Consider the following 16,493-nt stretch of genomic DNA (forward strand, 5'->3'; position numbering starts at 1 on the left):
ACTTAAAATAATTATTACTGGCAAGTGTTAACAAGTACATAAGAGGGATTCGATGGAAATACTACATATGAAGAAATCATTATAAGAAGGAGCGATTATTTTGAAGAAGAAAGATAAGATTCCGTCGCCAATTTTAGACGAAACGCTCCCGCATCAAATGCATTTTCCATCTTTTAAAGGAACAGGAAAAACGATGCAACAACCTTTTGTGAATCAATATGATGTTGTAATTGGAGACAGTAAATATAATTCCGAGAACAGTCCGCTTAACAATTGGAGTGATGAGGTAGACCCTGCCATTATGGCTGGTGATGAATGGATCCATCCTACAAATGATATTGGATGGATTTCAGAAGAAAATCAAGAGTTGCTAAAAAACGAAGCGGATAATAAAAATGAAGCTTTTATGCATCCGCAATTTGGTATTAACGACTAAAAAACCATTCTACCTAACATAGGTAGAATGGTTTCATACTATCCAATAATAATCCGCTCTTTCGGGTATTTATAGCGAGGTGGTTGTTCCCTTCCACCACTAGCTAAAATGAATGTTAAAATACCAACACGTCCGATAAACATAAGCACAATGAGTACAAGTTTCCCAACAGTTGTTAAATCAGGCGTAACCCCTGTTGATAGCCCTGTCGTTCCGAAAGCAGAACAAACTTCAACAATTAAACTCATAAGCGGTACATTTTCTGTAATAGATAAAATGAATAGCGCTGTAGCACATAACAAAATCCCCATCGTCATAACGACAGATGCTTTCAGCACATCCTCTTCATGTAACTGGCGCTTAAAAACTCTAACTGTCCTCCCCCCTCTTGCAAAGGTGTATAATGATAATATACTAACAGCAAATGTTGTCGTACGTATTCCGCCCCCAACCGAACTTGGAGATGCCCCTATAAACATTAATATACTCATAAATAAAAGCGTCGGTTGTGACAATTCACGTATATCCATTGTAGCGAGCCCACCGCTTCGCGTCGTCACAGATTGGAATAATGTATAGAAAATCGTTTCATGCCATGACTTCCCCACTAAAAAATGATTTCTCTCCAGTAAAAAAATCATAATTGTACCAACAGCAACGAGTGCAAAAAATGTTGTTGTCGTCAATTTTGTAAATAATGAAAAACGAAATAATTGTTGTCCCCTTTTACTAAGGAATTGTTTCACTTCCATTAGCACAGGGAAACCAATCGCTCCTAAAATAATTAGTAACATATGAATCATTTGAACAATATAATCTTTTTTATACGGAATTAATGATTGCCCTGTTAAATCAAATCCGCCGTTCGTAGTCGCACTAACAGCTGCAAAGAAACCGTGAAAATAAGCTTCTTGCCAAGTCGGAAAATAAAGTAAAAATCTTGTACCTAATAAGATTGCTCCAATAAGTTCTATCGAAATAATTACAATTAAAATAGAACGCATCAATTCTACAAGACCCGATAAATTCCCCTGATTATGGTCTGCCATAATTAATCGCCTTCTCTGCAAACCAATCTTTTTCCCCGTAATGATCCAAACAAATGTACCAAGCGCCATAATTCCTAAGCCGCCCAATTGTAAAATAAGGGCTAAAACAATAATTCCTGCCGTAGTAAACGTATCTGAAATCGTAACAACAGACAGTCCCGTAACACTTACCGCACTAACCGATGTAAAAAGGGCATCTATAAATGTCCATTTCACACCAGACTTCGTAACAAACGGTAAACTAAGTAATATAACCGATACAACTACTGCTAATAAATAAAACAAAACGATGAGTTGTACAGGACGTAATTTTTGTAAAAACTTTTTTATATCTCTCATTCCATCACTTCGCTACCTTTTTCTATCGATTAAATAAAGAAAAATCTTTACTTTCTTTATTTGTAAATAACTGCTCAAATAATTTGGCAAATACCATTCCATATACAGTTCCATTACCTCCATACGGCAATGCGTAAAACAAATTATGTATCTTTTCATCTTCTTTTAAAATGGGGAGACCATCATGAGTACCACCAAATGCGGCTGCCCAATAGTAGTCTGCCTGTATATTCTTATACTGCGGGAACATCTCTTTTACAATGTTAATAAGGATATCACTCTTATGCAATAATTTCGTATCACCTATTGTTTGAATTTGCATCGCTTCATCTAATCCGCCTACAATAATACGGTTTTCATACGTTCGAAAATATAAGTAGGGCCGTGCTGTTTCCCAAATTAACGATCGCTCATGCCAGCCTTCAAACTGATCTATTTCATTTGTTACAACCGCATAAGAAGTTTCTACTGTTGTATTTTTTTCTTTCTTTCCAAAGAGCGCTTCATAACCTGTCGCCATAATAATATTCTTTGCTACAATTTGATTTCCTGTTTTCGTGAAACAAATCAAATCATTTTGGCGTTTTTTTATATGTATCGCCTCTGTAAATTCATATATATTGGCTCCCATTTGCTTTGCTTTATGTAAAAGACTGTGTGCTAGTAAATACGGATTCACCTCGGCATCACCTTGCGTATATAACGCTGCTTGTTTTGTAAAAGAATAACGTTTCTTAATATCAGATTCTGTGAAATATTCAACCGGAAATCCATAATTCTGTAACGTATTATATTCCTCTTGTAAAAATGAGACATCCTCACCTTTACTTGCATAATATAAACTATTTCGCGGAATAAAATGGGGATTCATATCGAGAGTTGGGACAACTTCTTCCATTGTTCTAAGCGCTTCATAACAAAGCCTATATGCTCGTACCCCTTTTTCTTTACCAAATGTATGGATAAGAGAGGTTAACGATTTATCATGAAGGAATTGTAATAAACCTGTATTGGCAGCTGTACTACCACACGCGATTGCTCGTTTTTCAATAAGCGTAACACTCATTCCAATTTTCGCTAACGAATGCGCTATATGAGCACCTGCCTCGCCACTTCCGACTACAAGCACATCACATATCATATCACTTTCTAACGGTGGATAACAAGGTACAGAAACTCCTTCATCCCAAAACAATTTACCAGTCATAAGTTTCATAATTATACTCCTATATTGTAATTTTCTCCTTTCTATGTTTTGTTATTTCCTATAAAAAAATCCAACTAACACACGTTAGTTGGATTTTTTTATTTTTAATTAGAACGCTCTTCAAGCCAATTTCCAATCGTCGGATATGTTTGTTTTACAGCTGTTCCGCCGTAAACGATAGACATATGCCCTGTCGGTAAACATACATATTGTTTATCTGTGCTAGAAATATGATCTAGCAATGCTTCTACTTGACATGGCAAAGCGATATGATCACGTTTCCCGGAAATATTTAAGACATTCGCCTTAATATTTGCAAGGTCTACCTTTTGTCCGCGAATAACGAGTTCACCCTTAACCAGTTTATTATTTTGATAAAAATCACGAATCCACTGTCTGTATGATTCACCTGGAAACGGAATGCCATCACCAACCCACTTTTGAACCAATCTCCAGCTTTCGACGAAGCGCTCATTCTCTGAACGATCTACTAAAGCAACGTATGGACCAACAAAGTTTGTAATTGGTTTTAACATTTTGTTTCCGAAATCAATCATTTCTGGCGGAATATTTCCGAATGTATCAACCGCTTTATCTAAGTTGAAATATTTTTCATCTAGTAAAGGACCATACAATCCTGTTTCAGAGAAATCAAAAGGACTTGTCATGAAAATTAAATTACGAATTGGCATGTGCGGATGAAGTGCTGCATAAATAGAAGTTAGCGTTCCACCCATGCAATAACCAAGTAAAGAAATCTCGTCCGATTTTGCAGTTCGCATTACTTTTTTTACTGCTTTTGCAATATAATCAAACACGAAATCATCAAATTTCAAATGACTATCTTCTAAACCAAATGTACCCCAATCAAGCATATACACATCAAAACCACGATCCACTAGATATTCCACTAAACTATTTCCAGGAGTTAAATCCATAATATATGGTTTATTAATAAGAGCATATATTAATAGGATTGGAACTCTTTGTGTTTTTTCTTGTTTTGGAATGTAGCGATAAAGCTTCGTCTTATTCTTCGTCCAAATAACCTCTTTCGGCGTTAACCCTACTTGCGGCTCTGGTTCACGTAATAAAATTTCACTCGCCCTTTTCACTCGGCGGTATGCTTTTCGGTACTCTTCTGGGTATAGCTCTAATTGCTTTTCCCATTCTGTTGCGAATGTAGTCATTTTTCTATCTCCTTTTTGGTCGATTTCCTTCTAAAAAAAGAAGTGCATTCCTGCTATGGATATGCACTTTTTTCTTACTTCATTACATATATAATCCGCCGTTAATGTTTAATTGCTGACCTGTGATATAAGCACCGTCACGGCATAGGTATACTACACCTTTTGCAATTTCATCGGCTTGACCAAAACGTTTTTTCGGGATTTTTGCAACGATTTTTTGACGTACTTCTTCCGGTACTTCTGCTACCATTTCAGTATCAATAAATCCTGGGCAAATTGCGTTTACAGTTACATTTGTTTTTGCAAGCTCTAACGCTAATGATTTTGTAAATCCTAACATACCTGCTTTTGCTGCTGAGTAGTTTGTTTGTCCGAAGCCACCAGCTTGACCAATGATAGAAGAAATGCTAATAATTCTACCTTCTTCCGCTTCCGTTATGTATGGAAGTACCGCACTTGTCGTATTAAATACGCTACTTAAGTTTACGTCAATTACGCGCTCCCAATCTTCACGATTTAACTTTTTGAATGTACGATCTCTTGTAATACCCGCATTATTCACAAGGATATCAACTTTACCAAAATGATTCACAGCTTCTTCTACAAGTCGGTTTGCATCTTCTACTTTAGAAACGTCCGCTTGAACTGCATAAACGTCATGTCCGTCTTTTCCTAATTCATTTACTAAGTTTTCAGCTGCTTCTTTACTGCTGTTATAGTTAATAACTACTTTTGCTCCCTCTTGTGCTAATGCTACTGTAATCGCTTTTCCAATTCCTTTTGCCCCACCTGTTACGATTGCTACTTTGCCATTTAATTGAACCATTTCTTTTCCCCCTTAAATGAATTTGTGAACGATTGTTATGAATCATTTTGGTACTCATACTATGGAGTCCCTATATAATTATGTTTCGCTGTTTATACGCGAAAAGAGATTCTCCCTCTCTCCTTTACATGTTATAAACAAGCGCTATTATCATTTTTTATTTTCTGGTTTATTCGTAGGTTTTGCTTCTTCTTTTACAGGTTCTTGTAGTTTTGCTAATACTGCATTTTGCTTTTCTAGCAACTCTAAAATCTGATCAACTTTCGTTTCTAACGTGCGAATATCTTGTTTTACTTTCGTAACATCACGCTTTAATGTAGGAGCTTGTCCTAAAGAATCTACCTTCTCCTCTAGAAACTCCTCGATGTTATCTACTTTATTTTCTAAGTTAATAACAAGCGTAGCCACTCTTGCGATATCCTCTTTCGTCGGCACATTTACTTGTTCTAAATAGTTTTTTGTCGTATCATTTAATGCTTTTTGATAAAACAAATTCAAATCTAGAACGCTGCCCATCCAAGCAGAATATTCTTCTGTTTTAATTGTTTCATTGAGCGCTTTTCCCCAAAATGTTTCGGTTTGTTCATAAGCATTTTTCCATGCTTGTAGTGGATCGAATTTTTGATCAATCACTTTACCTACACTCCCTTTTTCGTTTTTGAAACAATTCAACCTATTCACTATTTTCTAATATTCTGAATAAAACTTCAAGTCTATATTTTATTTTTCTTTATTTTCCAACAAATGTATTGACATTAAAAACAGATAGGTGTAAATTGCACTTATAAGCAAAAAATTCCATCTTACTGATTCATGAGGTGATGCACAATCATGCTACAAAATGAACCAGAACAACGCGAAAGTTTGGAGAACAACCAAGCGAAACAACCAAACTCCATGCCAAAAAACTTCTTAGTTCCCTTCTTACTTCTCTGTCTAAAAGACTGGAGTCTTCATGGTTACAAACTTATTCAAATGCTAATGGATATCGGCTTTTCTTCTGTTGACCAAGGTAATGTTTATAGAACACTACGCAAATTAGAAAAAGAAAACCTTATTTCTTCTACTTGGGATACAAGCGATGGAGGGCCAGCAAAAAGAATTTATTCTTTAACTGAATATGGAGAGCAATATTTAACAACATGTGCGACTTCTTTTGAACATTATCAAAATATGTTGCGAACGTTTTTCACGTTATACACCAATGCATTCTTTCCATTTTCTACTTCTCCAGAAAAGGATGAAAAGGATTCTTCATCTTCACCTGGTGGTACAGCAGAGTAATCTGCGTTCACAATATGCAAAAAAACATTTGGGGGTCAAACAATGGAAACTAAACCATACGAATTAGTCGATGCATTTTGGAAAAACTGGTCTCAATCACTTTCCCTTTTCTCTTCAGCTGGGAAACAATTAGAGCAACTTACTTTAGAAACATTAAAACAACAACAAGATGCTTTGCATAAATTAACATCAGGAGTAGATGAACTAGAAAAGGAACTACAACAACTCTCTGCTCAGTTCAATAACCAATATACAGATTACGTGAAACAATTAACTGGAAACTCCTTAAATGATCAAATTAACGAGTGGCAAGACAAGTGGAAGGAACTTTCTGCTCATATGCAGCAACTTACTGTTTCTCCTACAAAAACATCTTTGTCAATTCTTACACAAACAAGCGGTCAATTTGAAGAAACAACAAAACAATTTATTGAGCAACAACAATTACAACGTGAAGAGGCTCAAAAACAGTTAGAAGGTTTTTTGGAGGAGTTCAAGTCAAAACAGTTGGAACTCGCAAAAAAGTTCGAGGAAAACTCAAAAAATCTATTTACTTCCATCAAGTAAGAAAAATGTGGGAGCTAACTGCAGCACAAACAAAACTCTTTCTTCCTCCTACTACATCAAGATGGCTAACATTTTTCAATATGGAAAAGAAGGAGGACAAAATGAATCCATTTCAAGAAGCACAAACTGTTCCGGAGCTTCGTTATGATGAGATTCAAGTCGGTGATCAAGCATCCCTTACAAAAACAATTACAGATGAAGATGTTATCAATTTTGCAAAATTAACTGGAGATGTGAATCCCATTCATATTTTAGATTCTTTTGCAAAAACGACAATGTTTAAAGAACGTATTGCTCACGGTATGCTCGTTTCGAGTTTTATTTCTACCATCCTTGGAACGAAACTCCCGGGCAAAAATACGATTTATTTATCCCAAAACGTTTCATTCCGTGCCCCTGTCAAAATCGGTGATACACTTCGCGTTGTGGCAGAGGTTATTAAGAAGCGTGACGATAAAAAAATCATTACGTTGCAAACAAACATATATAATCAATCGGATGATATTGTCGTGGAAGGTACAGCGACAATACTGAAAAAAGAGTAGCAAATTTGCTACTCTTTTTTCTATCCAATAACTTCTAATCACACCGATTACTTCCGCGTATGAGTACGTCGGTTCCACATAAAATAACGGTACCAGTTCAGATAATTATTTAACTGGACTGGACTACTCATAAGGATGTGTATCAACATGGTAAAAACAAACAAATTACTAGTTCCAGGTGCTGAACAAGCGCTTGAACAATTTAAATATGAAATTGCACAAGAATTTGGTGTAAGCTTAGGATCTAATACAGCATCTCGTTCTAACGGATCAGTTGGCGGTGAAGTAACAAAACGTCTTGTTGCTTTAGCTCAACAACAATTACGTGGATAATACTATAAACATATGGCTTAGAGGCAGATATTCTCTGCCTCTTTCTATTTTCAACATACATAATAGTGCTTTTTCACATACTAATCAAAGCAACACGAAAGGAGCGATATGTGAAATGAAACGGATTAATATTAGCATGAGCCCTCCCCGCGTTCTTACTTTATCTTTTATTGTATTATCAGTTGGCGGCACATGCTTATTAAAACTGCCAATTGCTACGACAACATCCATTTCATGGCTCGATGCCTTATTTACAACCGTTTCCGCTTGTACTGTTACTGGGCTTGGTGTTGTAGATACTGGAAAAGTATATACTTTATTTGGACAATGTGTCATTTTAACGCTTATACAAGTTGGTGGGCTTGGCATTATGAGCTTCGCTGTCTTAATTGCGATTATGCTCGGAAGAAAAATCGGTCTTCAAAACCGAATTTTATTACAACAAGCATTAAATCAAACGAATATCGGCGGCGTCATCCGTCTTGCCAAATCATTATTTTTATTCTCTTTTACAGTCGAATGTATTGCTACTTTAATTCTTTCTTTTGAATGGGTACCAAAATATGGGGTTACCAAAGGGATTTATTATAGTTTTTTCCATTCAATCTCAGCTTTTAACAATGCTGGCTTTTCTGTGTGGAGCGATAATTTAATGTCCCATTCTCATAGCATTCTTGTCAATCTCGTCATTTCCACTCTCATCATTTTAGGTGGTATTGGTTTTACAGTAATCGTAGATATAAAAAGAAAGAAAAACTTTAAAAACCTTACACTACATTCAAAACTTATGCTCTCTGCTACTCTAATCTTCAACATTATTGCTACCCTTCTTATTTTTATATTCGAGTTCCATAACTCCCTTTCTATGAGAGGTTTTACCCCATTTGAAGAAGGAATGGCCACTTATTTCCAAGCAATTTCAACGCGAACTGCCGGGTTTAATACAGTTGATATTTCTACATTATCAAAACCTTCCCTCCTATTAATGATGCTCCTTATGTTTATTGGTGCTGGTAGCGCTTCAACGGGTGGTGGAATTAAGTTAACAACATTTTTAATCATATTTTTTGGCGTATTTAAATTTTTACAAGAACAAGAGGATATTGTCGTATTTAAAAAATCCATTAAAGATACTCTCATTGTCAAATCATTAACCATTACTATTATTTCCATTTCATTTATCTTTTTTGCTATTTTAATTTTGAGTATTACTGAGCGAGTTCCTCTACTGATGAGTGCTTTCGAAGTATTTTCAGCATTTGGGACTGTTGGCCTCAGTATGAACTTAACACCCCACTTAACTATAATCGGAAAAGCTATTATTATCTTTATGATGTTTTTTGGAAAAATAGGTCCTTTAACATTGGCTTTTTCATTTGCTCGTAAAAAGAACCGGAAGATAAAATATCCGAATGAAGATATTTTAACAGGTTGACAACCGTATAAATTATCCATATAATGAGAATACAATAACATATCTCCAAAGGGGAGTAGCGTCCAAGAATATTTCTTGGAAACAAAGTCGTCATTACGTAGAACTCAGTTCTTCCGGCTTTGTTGGCATTTTCATTACATATGTCTAGCAAGACCTTTGCCTATTAACGGCAGAGGTCTTTTTTGTATTCACTTCCAGATTCTCCCAAAGTTAATAGGCAGGAGTGTGGGGAAACTAAATAGTGGGGAAATTCTTCACTTATTTAGAACTTATAGAAATGAGAGGAGAATGTACATGGATGTATCATTATTATTGGAGTATGGTTGGGTATTACTCATCCTAATTGCACTTGAAGGGATTTTAGCGGCTGATAACGCTCTTGTTCTTGCAATTATGGTAAAACATTTACCAGAAGAAAAACGAAAGAAAGCACTATTTTATGGATTAGCGGGGGCATTTGTTTTCCGATTCGGATCGTTATTTATGATTTCGTTCTTAGTCGATGTATGGCAAGTGCAAGCAATCGGTGCCATCTACCTTATGTTTATCGCTGGTAATCACTTATTTAAAACGTATGTTAAAAAGAATACGGATGAAGAAACAGAAGAAAAAGAAGCAAAGAAAAAACAAGAGAACTTTTGGTGGACTGTATTTAAAGTTGAGGTTGCCGATATCGCCTTCGCGGTTGATTCAATTTTAGCCGCTGTTGCATTAGCAATGACTTTACCGAAAACAGGATTAGGTACAATTGGTAGCCTTGATACTGGACAATTCGTTGTTATCTTTGTAGGTGGACTTATCGGATTAATCATTATGCGATTTGCAGCAACTGCTTTCGTACAAATCTTAAAACGTAAACCAGGACTTGAAACTGCAGCATTCCTAATTGTAGGTTGGGTTGGTGTGAAATTAGCAGTTTATACATTGGCACATCCTGCATTAAATGTAATTCCACATTCATTCCCAGAATCTACACCATGGAAGCTTACATTCTGGATTGTATTAGTCGGAATCGCAGTTGGTGGCTGGTTCTTCTCAAAAGAAGTGGAAGTAAAAGTAGAAAAGAATTTAGACGAAAAAGCGCTGTAATTACAGCGCTTTTTCTTTTTCCTTTCTTCCTCTCAATGTCCAGAAAAAATTCCATTATACTATTTTTTGTAAACGTTTTCTTAATGTATGTATGTCCTTTTTGTGAAACATTGCACAAACTTATTGAAAGTGAGTACAATTCCATGTACTTTATTCATATAAGGAGTATTTATAGAAGATTTACTAAAGGAGCGTATTACTCATGCTAGAACAAGGACTAGATTATGTTGTCAAACTGGCTAAAAGCAAAAAGCAAATGCTAGATAGAAACCCAATGCAATATTTCATTCGTGCTGCACTTGCGGGTATTTATATCGGTTTTATTATTGTACTATGTTTTAAATTAGGTAACTTTTTTCACATTGCAGATTCACCAGCAACTTATTTAGCTGCTTCCATGTTTTTCGGGATTGCCCTCGTACTTATTATATATGGCGGCGCTGAATTGTTTACTGGGAACACAATGTACTTTACTGTCGCAACTTTAAGAAAAGAAACAACGATTTCCGATACACTTCGTAACTGGGGTGCTTGTTATGCAGGTAACTTAGCCGGCGCTTTATTCTTTGCCTTACTATTTTACGCAACTGGAATTTTCGAATCAATTGATCACGGTCACTTAATGAATAAAGTTGTTGAAGGAAAGATGAACACACCTACAATGCAATTATTCTTTAAAGCCATTTTATGTAACTGGCTCGTATGTCTTGCTTGCTTCTTACCTTCTCAGGTCAAAGGTGACACAGCAAAAATAATGGTCATGATGCTACTTGTTTTCACATTCTTCTTATCTGGTTACGAACATAGTATTGCAAACTTATCACTCTTTGCTTTATCTTTAATTTCACCGCATCCTGAGACAATTTCTTTTTCAGGTGCTATTCATAACTTAATTCCTGTTACAATCGGTAACATTATTGGCGGATCAGTATTTGTCGGTATGGTATACCACTACTTAACAAAGAAAACACCTGACGTTCAACAGGAAGAAACTGAAATCGCAGCAACTCAACAAGAAGAGATTATTCCTTTACAAGCACATATGAAACATTAAAAACTCCAAAGTGTTCTTTGGAGTTTTTAGCTTCCCACATATTTAACAACAAGGTGAGGATTAATTTCTCTTTCTTCCTTTCCCTTATCCATTCTTTGTTTCATCTTATGCATACCGATGACATCATTCGTATGAAGGTGAATTTCATTTACATATAATCCCTCTGTACAAAAGGCTTCTACAAAATCTAGTCCACTTTTTTCTCCCCATCCCATATTAAAATCAAGGGAAAGAATATTCACATCATAATCCCGAACCATTTGTAAGGCACATTCTACTGTAGTTGCCGGCACATACCCGAACGGACAACTTCTTTGATCATCCATATATACGTTCATTTTCTATTCCCTCTCTACTTTGAATATGCGACCAATACATAACATATTGCCCCAAGACTAATAAAAGGACCAAATGGAATTGGCTTTCGTACTTCTATACGTTTTAATACGATACCAATCCCGAAAAAACAAAGACTAAAACAAGATGCTAAAAATAAAACGATAAAAATCCCCTTCACTCCTACTATAAATCCAAGCAACGAAAGTAGTTTTATATCTCCCCCGCCAAGCCCTTCTGGATATATCTTTTGCATGCAATATAACAAAATGAATATAATCCCACTACCAACTATACTATCTGTCCAAGTGACTAACTGTACAAAAATACTTTCAAGAATGAGTAAAACGGCAAACAAAATTAAAATACAATCAGGAATTAACATATATAAGTAATCTGTAACTGAAATAATAAGAAGTAGCGAAAAAAGGGATAGAATGATGATAAGTTCTCGTTCTATTCCAATCATATATACGGTAAGAAAACATATACTTCCTGTTATGCATTCAAATGCTACATACATAATCGGAATTTTCCTCTTACAATTCGTACAACAGCCTCTTTGTATATAAAATGAAATGATGGGGATTAGTTCTTTTGGCCTTAGCACATATTTACAATAATGACAATGTGAACGCGGGGTAATGATAGACTCCCCTAACGGAACTCTCATCGCAACTAACATAAAAAAAGAACCAAACACCATCCCTGCTAACAGTGCATATAAATAAGTGAACATCCCTTCCTCTCCTTTCCCAAAAAACATAGCAAAAAAAGGAGAGAACTTCTACTTCATATTATCCATTATTCTACTAAAAAAGCAGGCCATTTTCTGGCCTGCTTTCCCCTCTTTTATACGATGAAATATACTGCTTTTAATGGTCCGTGTACTCCGACAACAAGATTCATCTCAATGTCAGCTGAGTTACTTGGTCCTGTAATAAAGTTAATACAAGATGCCACTGTCTCGCCATTTTCTACACGTGAGTTCATATCCTGAACTGCTTGTGTAATACGAGGCACAAGTGTTTCACGTGGAATAATAGCAAAATATACAGTCGGTAAAAAGTGTAAAGAACGTCCTTGCCCTTTATGGCTTTGTACAACAATTGTACCAGATTCAGCTAATGTATAATCACTAAATGCAATACCAATATTCGCTTTTTCAGCTAAACGCATATTTTCGTCTTTTCTCTCTGAATCCCATACGTTTACTTCAACGTCTCGCTTTGGAAGTTCTTCTTTAAATAAAGATGTTAAACCATATGCATCAAAACGATCATCCGCTGATAATAAAATAGGTCCCCCGCCGTTTTCCATGATTACTTTTTGAAGGTCTTCACGTAAACGTTCATTTGTCGTTTCTACTACAGTTGTATGAATGTTTGTACATTGCTTTTTAAACACTTCTAGTAATTCTTCTTGTGAATAATCTTTTAACGTTTCTATATTCACATTACTTTTCCATAATGGACGCTCTACACCTTCTGTTTTACGCGCGCGCCCAAGTTCTTTTGCAATGTTATCTAGAAAGGCATCACGGTTTTGAATTAATCCTGTCATTATTTATCCCCGCCTTTCTTATGATCTTTATACCAATCACGGAATCGTTCTTTACTTGGAGCTGGGAATTCACGAATATCCGTCCAGTTTTTAAGTGGTCCAACACCTTTTGATACACGATTGCCAGATGTAAATGGACTCATTGCCGCTGGTGCCATTTTTGAACCCATTTTATATAAAGCAGCTGAAGAAGCACCCATACTAAACATTTTCATTGCTAGTTTTTCTGCAAGTGGTGCACGACCTTCTTGCTCAACGATGACTTGACGATGTTTTAACAATAAATCATGCAATGGAATTTTTACTGGACAAGCTTCTGTACATGCTCCGCATAAACTAGATGCATAAGGAAGCTCTTTATAATCATCATATCCACCTAGCAGCGGTGTTAATACCGCACCGATTGGACCTGAGTAAATCGATCCGTATGAATGTCCACCAACGTGACGATATACAGGACATACGTTAACACAAGCAGCGCAACGAATACATTGTAATACTGAACGGAATTCAGATCCAAGAATTTGAGAGCGACCATTATCAACAACAACTAAATGGAATTCTTCAGGTCCATCAACTTCCTCTTCTTGAATTGGTCCTGCTACTGTTACATAACTTGTTAATTTTTGACCTACTGCACTACGACATAGTAAACCAACTAAAACATCTAATTCTTCCATTGTCGGAACCATACGTTCCATACCCATTACCGCAATTTGTGTTTTCGGAATTGACATAACAAGATCTGCATTACCTTCATTCGTTACTAAACAAAGAGAACCAGTATTTGCAACAGCAAAGTTACAACCAGTTACACCAATTTCTGCATCCATAAATTTCTCACGAAGTTGTTTACGAACAAACTTTGTCATTTCATATGGGTCATCAGAATTCTCATAGCCTAGCTTTTCTTTAAATACATCGCGAATTTGCGTTCTGTTTTTATGAAGTGCAGGCGCAATAATATGTGAAGGTGGATCGTTATCTACTTGCAGAATATACTCTCCTAAATCACTTTCTAACACTTCACAGCCAATCTCTTCAAGCGCATGATTCATACTAATTTCTTCTGTTACCATCGACTTTGATTTTACTACTTTTTTCGCTTGTTTCTTTTTTGCAACATCTTGAATATACTTTGCAGCTTCTTCTTTCGTTTTCGCAAAGTATACATGCCCGCCTCTTTTTGATACATTTTCACTTAACTGCATTAAGTAATAATCAAGGTTTTCTAACGTATGTTGACGAATTTGTTCACCTAGTTCACGCCACTCTTCCCAGTTTCCTAATTCGTCTGCTGCTTTTAAGCGATTTGTATATAAACGCGTTTGTGCAGAAGATACCGCTCCGCGCATAAACGAATCTTGAATTCCATCGCCAACGCGATCATTAAATTTTTTCTCACTGATTTTCATAGACATAGCTTATGTTCCCCCTTCATGAGCGACTATTCAGTACCTCAGCAATATGCATTACTTTTACTTCTTTTCCTAAACGCTCAATACGTCCGCCAATGTTTAACAAACACCCACAATCTGCACCGATTAAATAATCAGCACCTGTTTCCATTACACTATCTACTTTTTCGTCTACCATTTGCTCAGAGATTGGAGTCATCTTAACTGAAAACGTTCCCCCAAACCCACAACAATTTTGCACGTTTGGCAAATCTCTCACAATTAATCCTTTTACATTAGACAATAAAATTCCTGGTGCTTCTTTTACTCCAAGCAGGCGTGTCATATGACACGATTTATGAATAGTAGCTATCCCTGGTAAACTTGCACCAACATCTGTAACTTTTAAAACATCTACAATAAACTGTGTAAATTCATAAGTTTTATCAGCAACTTTTTGTGCACGTTTAGCCCACTTTGGATCATCTTTGAAAACATGTGGATACTCATGAAACATTGTCGCACAAGAACCAGATGGCGTAACAATATATTCTGCATCTTCAAAAGTTTCAATCATATGTTTCATCGCTTCTTTTGCTGCTTCTACATGGCCGCTATTATAAGCAGGCTGACCACAACAAACTTGTGCTTCTGGAAATTCAATTTCACAACCTAAACGCTCCAACACTTCAACTGTTGCTTTACCGACATTTGTTTCAAACATATCGACTAAACAAGTAACAAATAAAGTAACTTTCATAATGATTACTCCCCCTTTTTACAACTCCACCAACAAACATATGGTCATCAGATGACTAAAGGAAGAAGAAGTAGGCTCAACCATGGCCTATCCTCTCCCTTTTCTAAAGAAAACGCTTACTTAATCTTTCTCTATTTTATCAGAAAATTAGATTTTTAAAAGATTAAATTACGAATTTATATCGCTTTTACCTGTGACAATATGTTCTACATTTGTTAAATGATCTAGCATTGCTTGTTGCGCTAATTCTACATCTTGTTTTAACACCGCATCATATATAACTTGATGCTCTTCTATAAGTCGTTCTGATGTTGTTTGTTCACCATATAAAATAATGCGTCTTGATTCACCAATCGTTTCAGCAATCATCTCTGAAACATGATTCATGAGTTCAAGCAAAATGTTATTATGCGAAGACTCTGCAATTCCCATATGGAACTGAAAATCTGCTTTTTCGCCAGCCTTTTCATTTCCAATGCTCTTTGCCATTTCATCTAACCAATGTTTCATATTTTGCAAATTAGCTTCCGTACGTTTTGCTGCAGCCGCTCGAACTGCTCCCACTTCAAGCACCTTTCGTACTTCTAATAAATTCAAAATATCTTCTTTCTTCATTAATAATCTATTGTTTAATGATTTTGTTAATGAAGAAGAATCGAAATTCTTCACATATGTACCTTCTCCTTGTTTCATCTCAATTAAGCCCATCGCTCTTAGCGCACTTAGCGCTTCACGAACAGCAGATCTGCCCACTTGAAACTGCTCAGCTAATTGATGCACAGGGAGTAGTTTGTCACCAGGTTTTAACGTACCATTTTTAATCATTGTTAAAATAGCTTCAGATACTTCTTCGTAAATTTTTTTCGGTTTAATAGATTTGTACTCCAGTTAAATCACCTCAGTATCTTCCAAACAACAATTGAAACGATTTATAAGAACTTTGCATCATAACTATTTTAGACCGAATTAGTAAGAAGTACAAATATTTTGTTCATAAAATAGTCAAATTTTCGATATTTATTACATATTAATTTATATTTTTACGTATAAAGTGAAACTTTAATCAGCCCTCACCAATCGGGC

At 35.8% G+C, this 16,493-nt stretch carries 19 protein-coding genes and 1 riboswitch; of the genes, 8 read left to right on the top strand and 11 right to left on the bottom strand.

The genetic code is table 11. The features are described 5' to 3' along the window. Nucleotides 1–100 precede the first annotated feature (100 nt). Nucleotides 101–436 (top strand): DUF3905 domain-containing protein, encoded by a 336-nt coding sequence (locus tag COK05_RS14530; protein ID WP_141539103.1) that lies wholly within the window; start codon nt 101–103, stop codon nt 434–436. A 38-nt stretch (nt 437–474) separates the two neighbouring features. Here the strand turns inward: COK05_RS14530 and COK05_RS14535 are convergent, their stop codons facing one another. The 5 genes from COK05_RS14535 to phaR all read right to left on the bottom strand — a co-directional run bounded on the left by COK05_RS14535 (nt 475) and on the right by phaR (nt 5,680). Continuing rightward, on the bottom strand, nt 475–1,824 hold the full coding sequence (locus tag COK05_RS14535; protein ID WP_098613134.1) for a TrkH family potassium uptake protein: 1,350 nt from the start codon (nt 1,822–1,824) through the stop codon (nt 475–477). Between the two features lie 22 nt (nt 1,825–1,846). Then, nucleotides 1,847–3,040 (bottom strand): NAD(P)/FAD-dependent oxidoreductase, encoded by a 1,194-nt coding sequence (locus COK05_RS14540; RefSeq protein WP_098613135.1) that lies wholly within the window; start codon nt 3,038–3,040, stop codon nt 1,847–1,849. 95 nt (nt 3,041–3,135) lie between these two features. Further along, nucleotides 3,136–4,221: a class III poly(R)-hydroxyalkanoic acid synthase subunit PhaC gene (gene phaC / locus COK05_RS14545; RefSeq protein WP_000206336.1), complete on the bottom strand. Its 1,086-nt coding sequence runs from the start codon at nt 4,219–4,221 to the stop codon at nt 3,136–3,138. An 82-nt stretch (nt 4,222–4,303) separates the two neighbouring features. Further along, the gene (locus COK05_RS14550; RefSeq protein WP_000250407.1) at nt 4,304–5,047 is read right to left on the bottom strand and encodes an acetoacetyl-CoA reductase; all 744 of its coding nucleotides are present in this window, start codon (nt 5,045–5,047) and stop codon (nt 4,304–4,306) included. 150 nt (nt 5,048–5,197) lie between these two features. Beyond that, nucleotides 5,198–5,680 carry a polyhydroxyalkanoic acid synthase subunit PhaR gene (gene phaR / locus COK05_RS14555; protein ID WP_098613136.1) on the bottom strand — a complete coding sequence of 161 codons (483 nt, stop codon included), beginning with the start codon at nt 5,678–5,680 and terminating at the stop codon, nt 5,198–5,200. Nucleotides 5,681–5,878: 198 nt separating this feature from the next. Between phaR and phaQ the strand changes: the two genes are divergently transcribed. The 7 genes from phaQ to COK05_RS14590 all read left to right on the top strand — a co-directional run bounded on the left by phaQ (nt 5,879) and on the right by COK05_RS14590 (nt 11,354). Next, nucleotides 5,879–6,331, top strand: a complete 453-nt coding sequence (gene phaQ / locus COK05_RS14560) for a poly-beta-hydroxybutyrate-responsive repressor (RefSeq protein ID WP_000939954.1) — start codon at nt 5,879–5,881, stop codon at nt 6,329–6,331. Between the two features lie 42 nt (nt 6,332–6,373). Further along, nucleotides 6,374–6,898, top strand: coding sequence for a polyhydroxyalkanoic acid inclusion protein PhaP (gene phaP, locus COK05_RS14565; protein WP_098613137.1), 525 nt, complete (start codon nt 6,374–6,376; stop codon nt 6,896–6,898). A gap of 101 nt (nt 6,899–6,999) precedes the next feature. Then, nucleotides 7,000–7,443 carry a MaoC family dehydratase gene (locus tag COK05_RS14570; RefSeq protein ID WP_001067916.1) on the top strand — a complete coding sequence of 148 codons (444 nt, stop codon included), beginning with the start codon at nt 7,000–7,002 and terminating at the stop codon, nt 7,441–7,443. A gap of 147 nt (nt 7,444–7,590) precedes the next feature. Further along, nucleotides 7,591–7,776, top strand: a complete 186-nt coding sequence (locus COK05_RS14575; protein ID WP_000241212.1) for an alpha/beta-type small acid-soluble spore protein — start codon at nt 7,591–7,593, stop codon at nt 7,774–7,776. A gap of 115 nt (nt 7,777–7,891) precedes the next feature. Beyond that, nucleotides 7,892–9,211: a TrkH family potassium uptake protein gene (locus COK05_RS14580; RefSeq protein ID WP_098613138.1), complete on the top strand. Its 1,320-nt coding sequence runs from the start codon at nt 7,892–7,894 to the stop codon at nt 9,209–9,211. A gap of 38 nt (nt 9,212–9,249) precedes the next feature. Next, a riboswitch (yybP-ykoY riboswitch) is annotated at nt 9,250–9,423 on the top strand. An 82-nt stretch (nt 9,424–9,505) separates the two neighbouring features. Beyond that, the gene (locus COK05_RS14585) at nt 9,506–10,300 is read left to right on the top strand and encodes a TerC family protein (protein WP_000383326.1); all 795 of its coding nucleotides are present in this window, start codon (nt 9,506–9,508) and stop codon (nt 10,298–10,300) included. Between the two features lie 202 nt (nt 10,301–10,502). Beyond that, nucleotides 10,503–11,354, top strand: coding sequence for a formate/nitrite transporter family protein (locus tag COK05_RS14590; RefSeq protein WP_098613139.1), 852 nt, complete (start codon nt 10,503–10,505; stop codon nt 11,352–11,354). 26 nt (nt 11,355–11,380) lie between these two features. On the opposite strand, the gene COK05_RS14595 is transcribed toward COK05_RS14590, so the two are convergent. From COK05_RS14595 to COK05_RS14620, 6 genes are all read right to left on the bottom strand, one after another. Next, nucleotides 11,381–11,692 carry a cyclic-phosphate processing receiver domain-containing protein gene (locus COK05_RS14595; protein WP_098613140.1) on the bottom strand — a complete coding sequence of 104 codons (312 nt, stop codon included), beginning with the start codon at nt 11,690–11,692 and terminating at the stop codon, nt 11,381–11,383. A 14-nt stretch (nt 11,693–11,706) separates the two neighbouring features. After that, nucleotides 11,707–12,429 (bottom strand): prepilin peptidase, encoded by a 723-nt coding sequence (locus COK05_RS14600; RefSeq protein ID WP_098613141.1) that lies wholly within the window; start codon nt 12,427–12,429, stop codon nt 11,707–11,709. 113 nt (nt 12,430–12,542) lie between these two features. Continuing rightward, nucleotides 12,543–13,253, bottom strand: coding sequence for a LutC/YkgG family protein (locus tag COK05_RS14605; RefSeq protein WP_098613142.1), 711 nt, complete (start codon nt 13,251–13,253; stop codon nt 12,543–12,545). Beyond that, entirely contained in the window at nt 13,253–14,674 is a 1,422-nt protein-coding gene (locus tag COK05_RS14610; RefSeq protein ID WP_000061930.1) for a LutB/LldF family L-lactate oxidation iron-sulfur protein, read from the bottom strand. Before COK05_RS14610 ends, COK05_RS14605 begins: the two co-directional genes overlap by 1 nt. Before the next feature lie 16 nt (nt 14,675–14,690). Further along, nucleotides 14,691–15,410, bottom strand: coding sequence for a (Fe-S)-binding protein (locus COK05_RS14615; RefSeq protein ID WP_098613143.1), 720 nt, complete (start codon nt 15,408–15,410; stop codon nt 14,691–14,693). Nucleotides 15,411–15,578: 168 nt separating this feature from the next. Continuing rightward, complete coding sequence (locus tag COK05_RS14620; protein ID WP_255290325.1) at nt 15,579–16,268, bottom strand: FadR/GntR family transcriptional regulator; 690 nt, start codon at nt 16,266–16,268, stop codon at nt 15,579–15,581. Nucleotides 16,269–16,493 lie beyond the last annotated feature (225 nt).

Origin of the sequence: Bacillus cereus (assembly GCF_002567495.1) — a bacterium.
Classification (GTDB): Bacteria; Bacillota; Bacilli; order Bacillales; family Bacillaceae_G; genus Bacillus_A; species Bacillus_A cereus_AQ.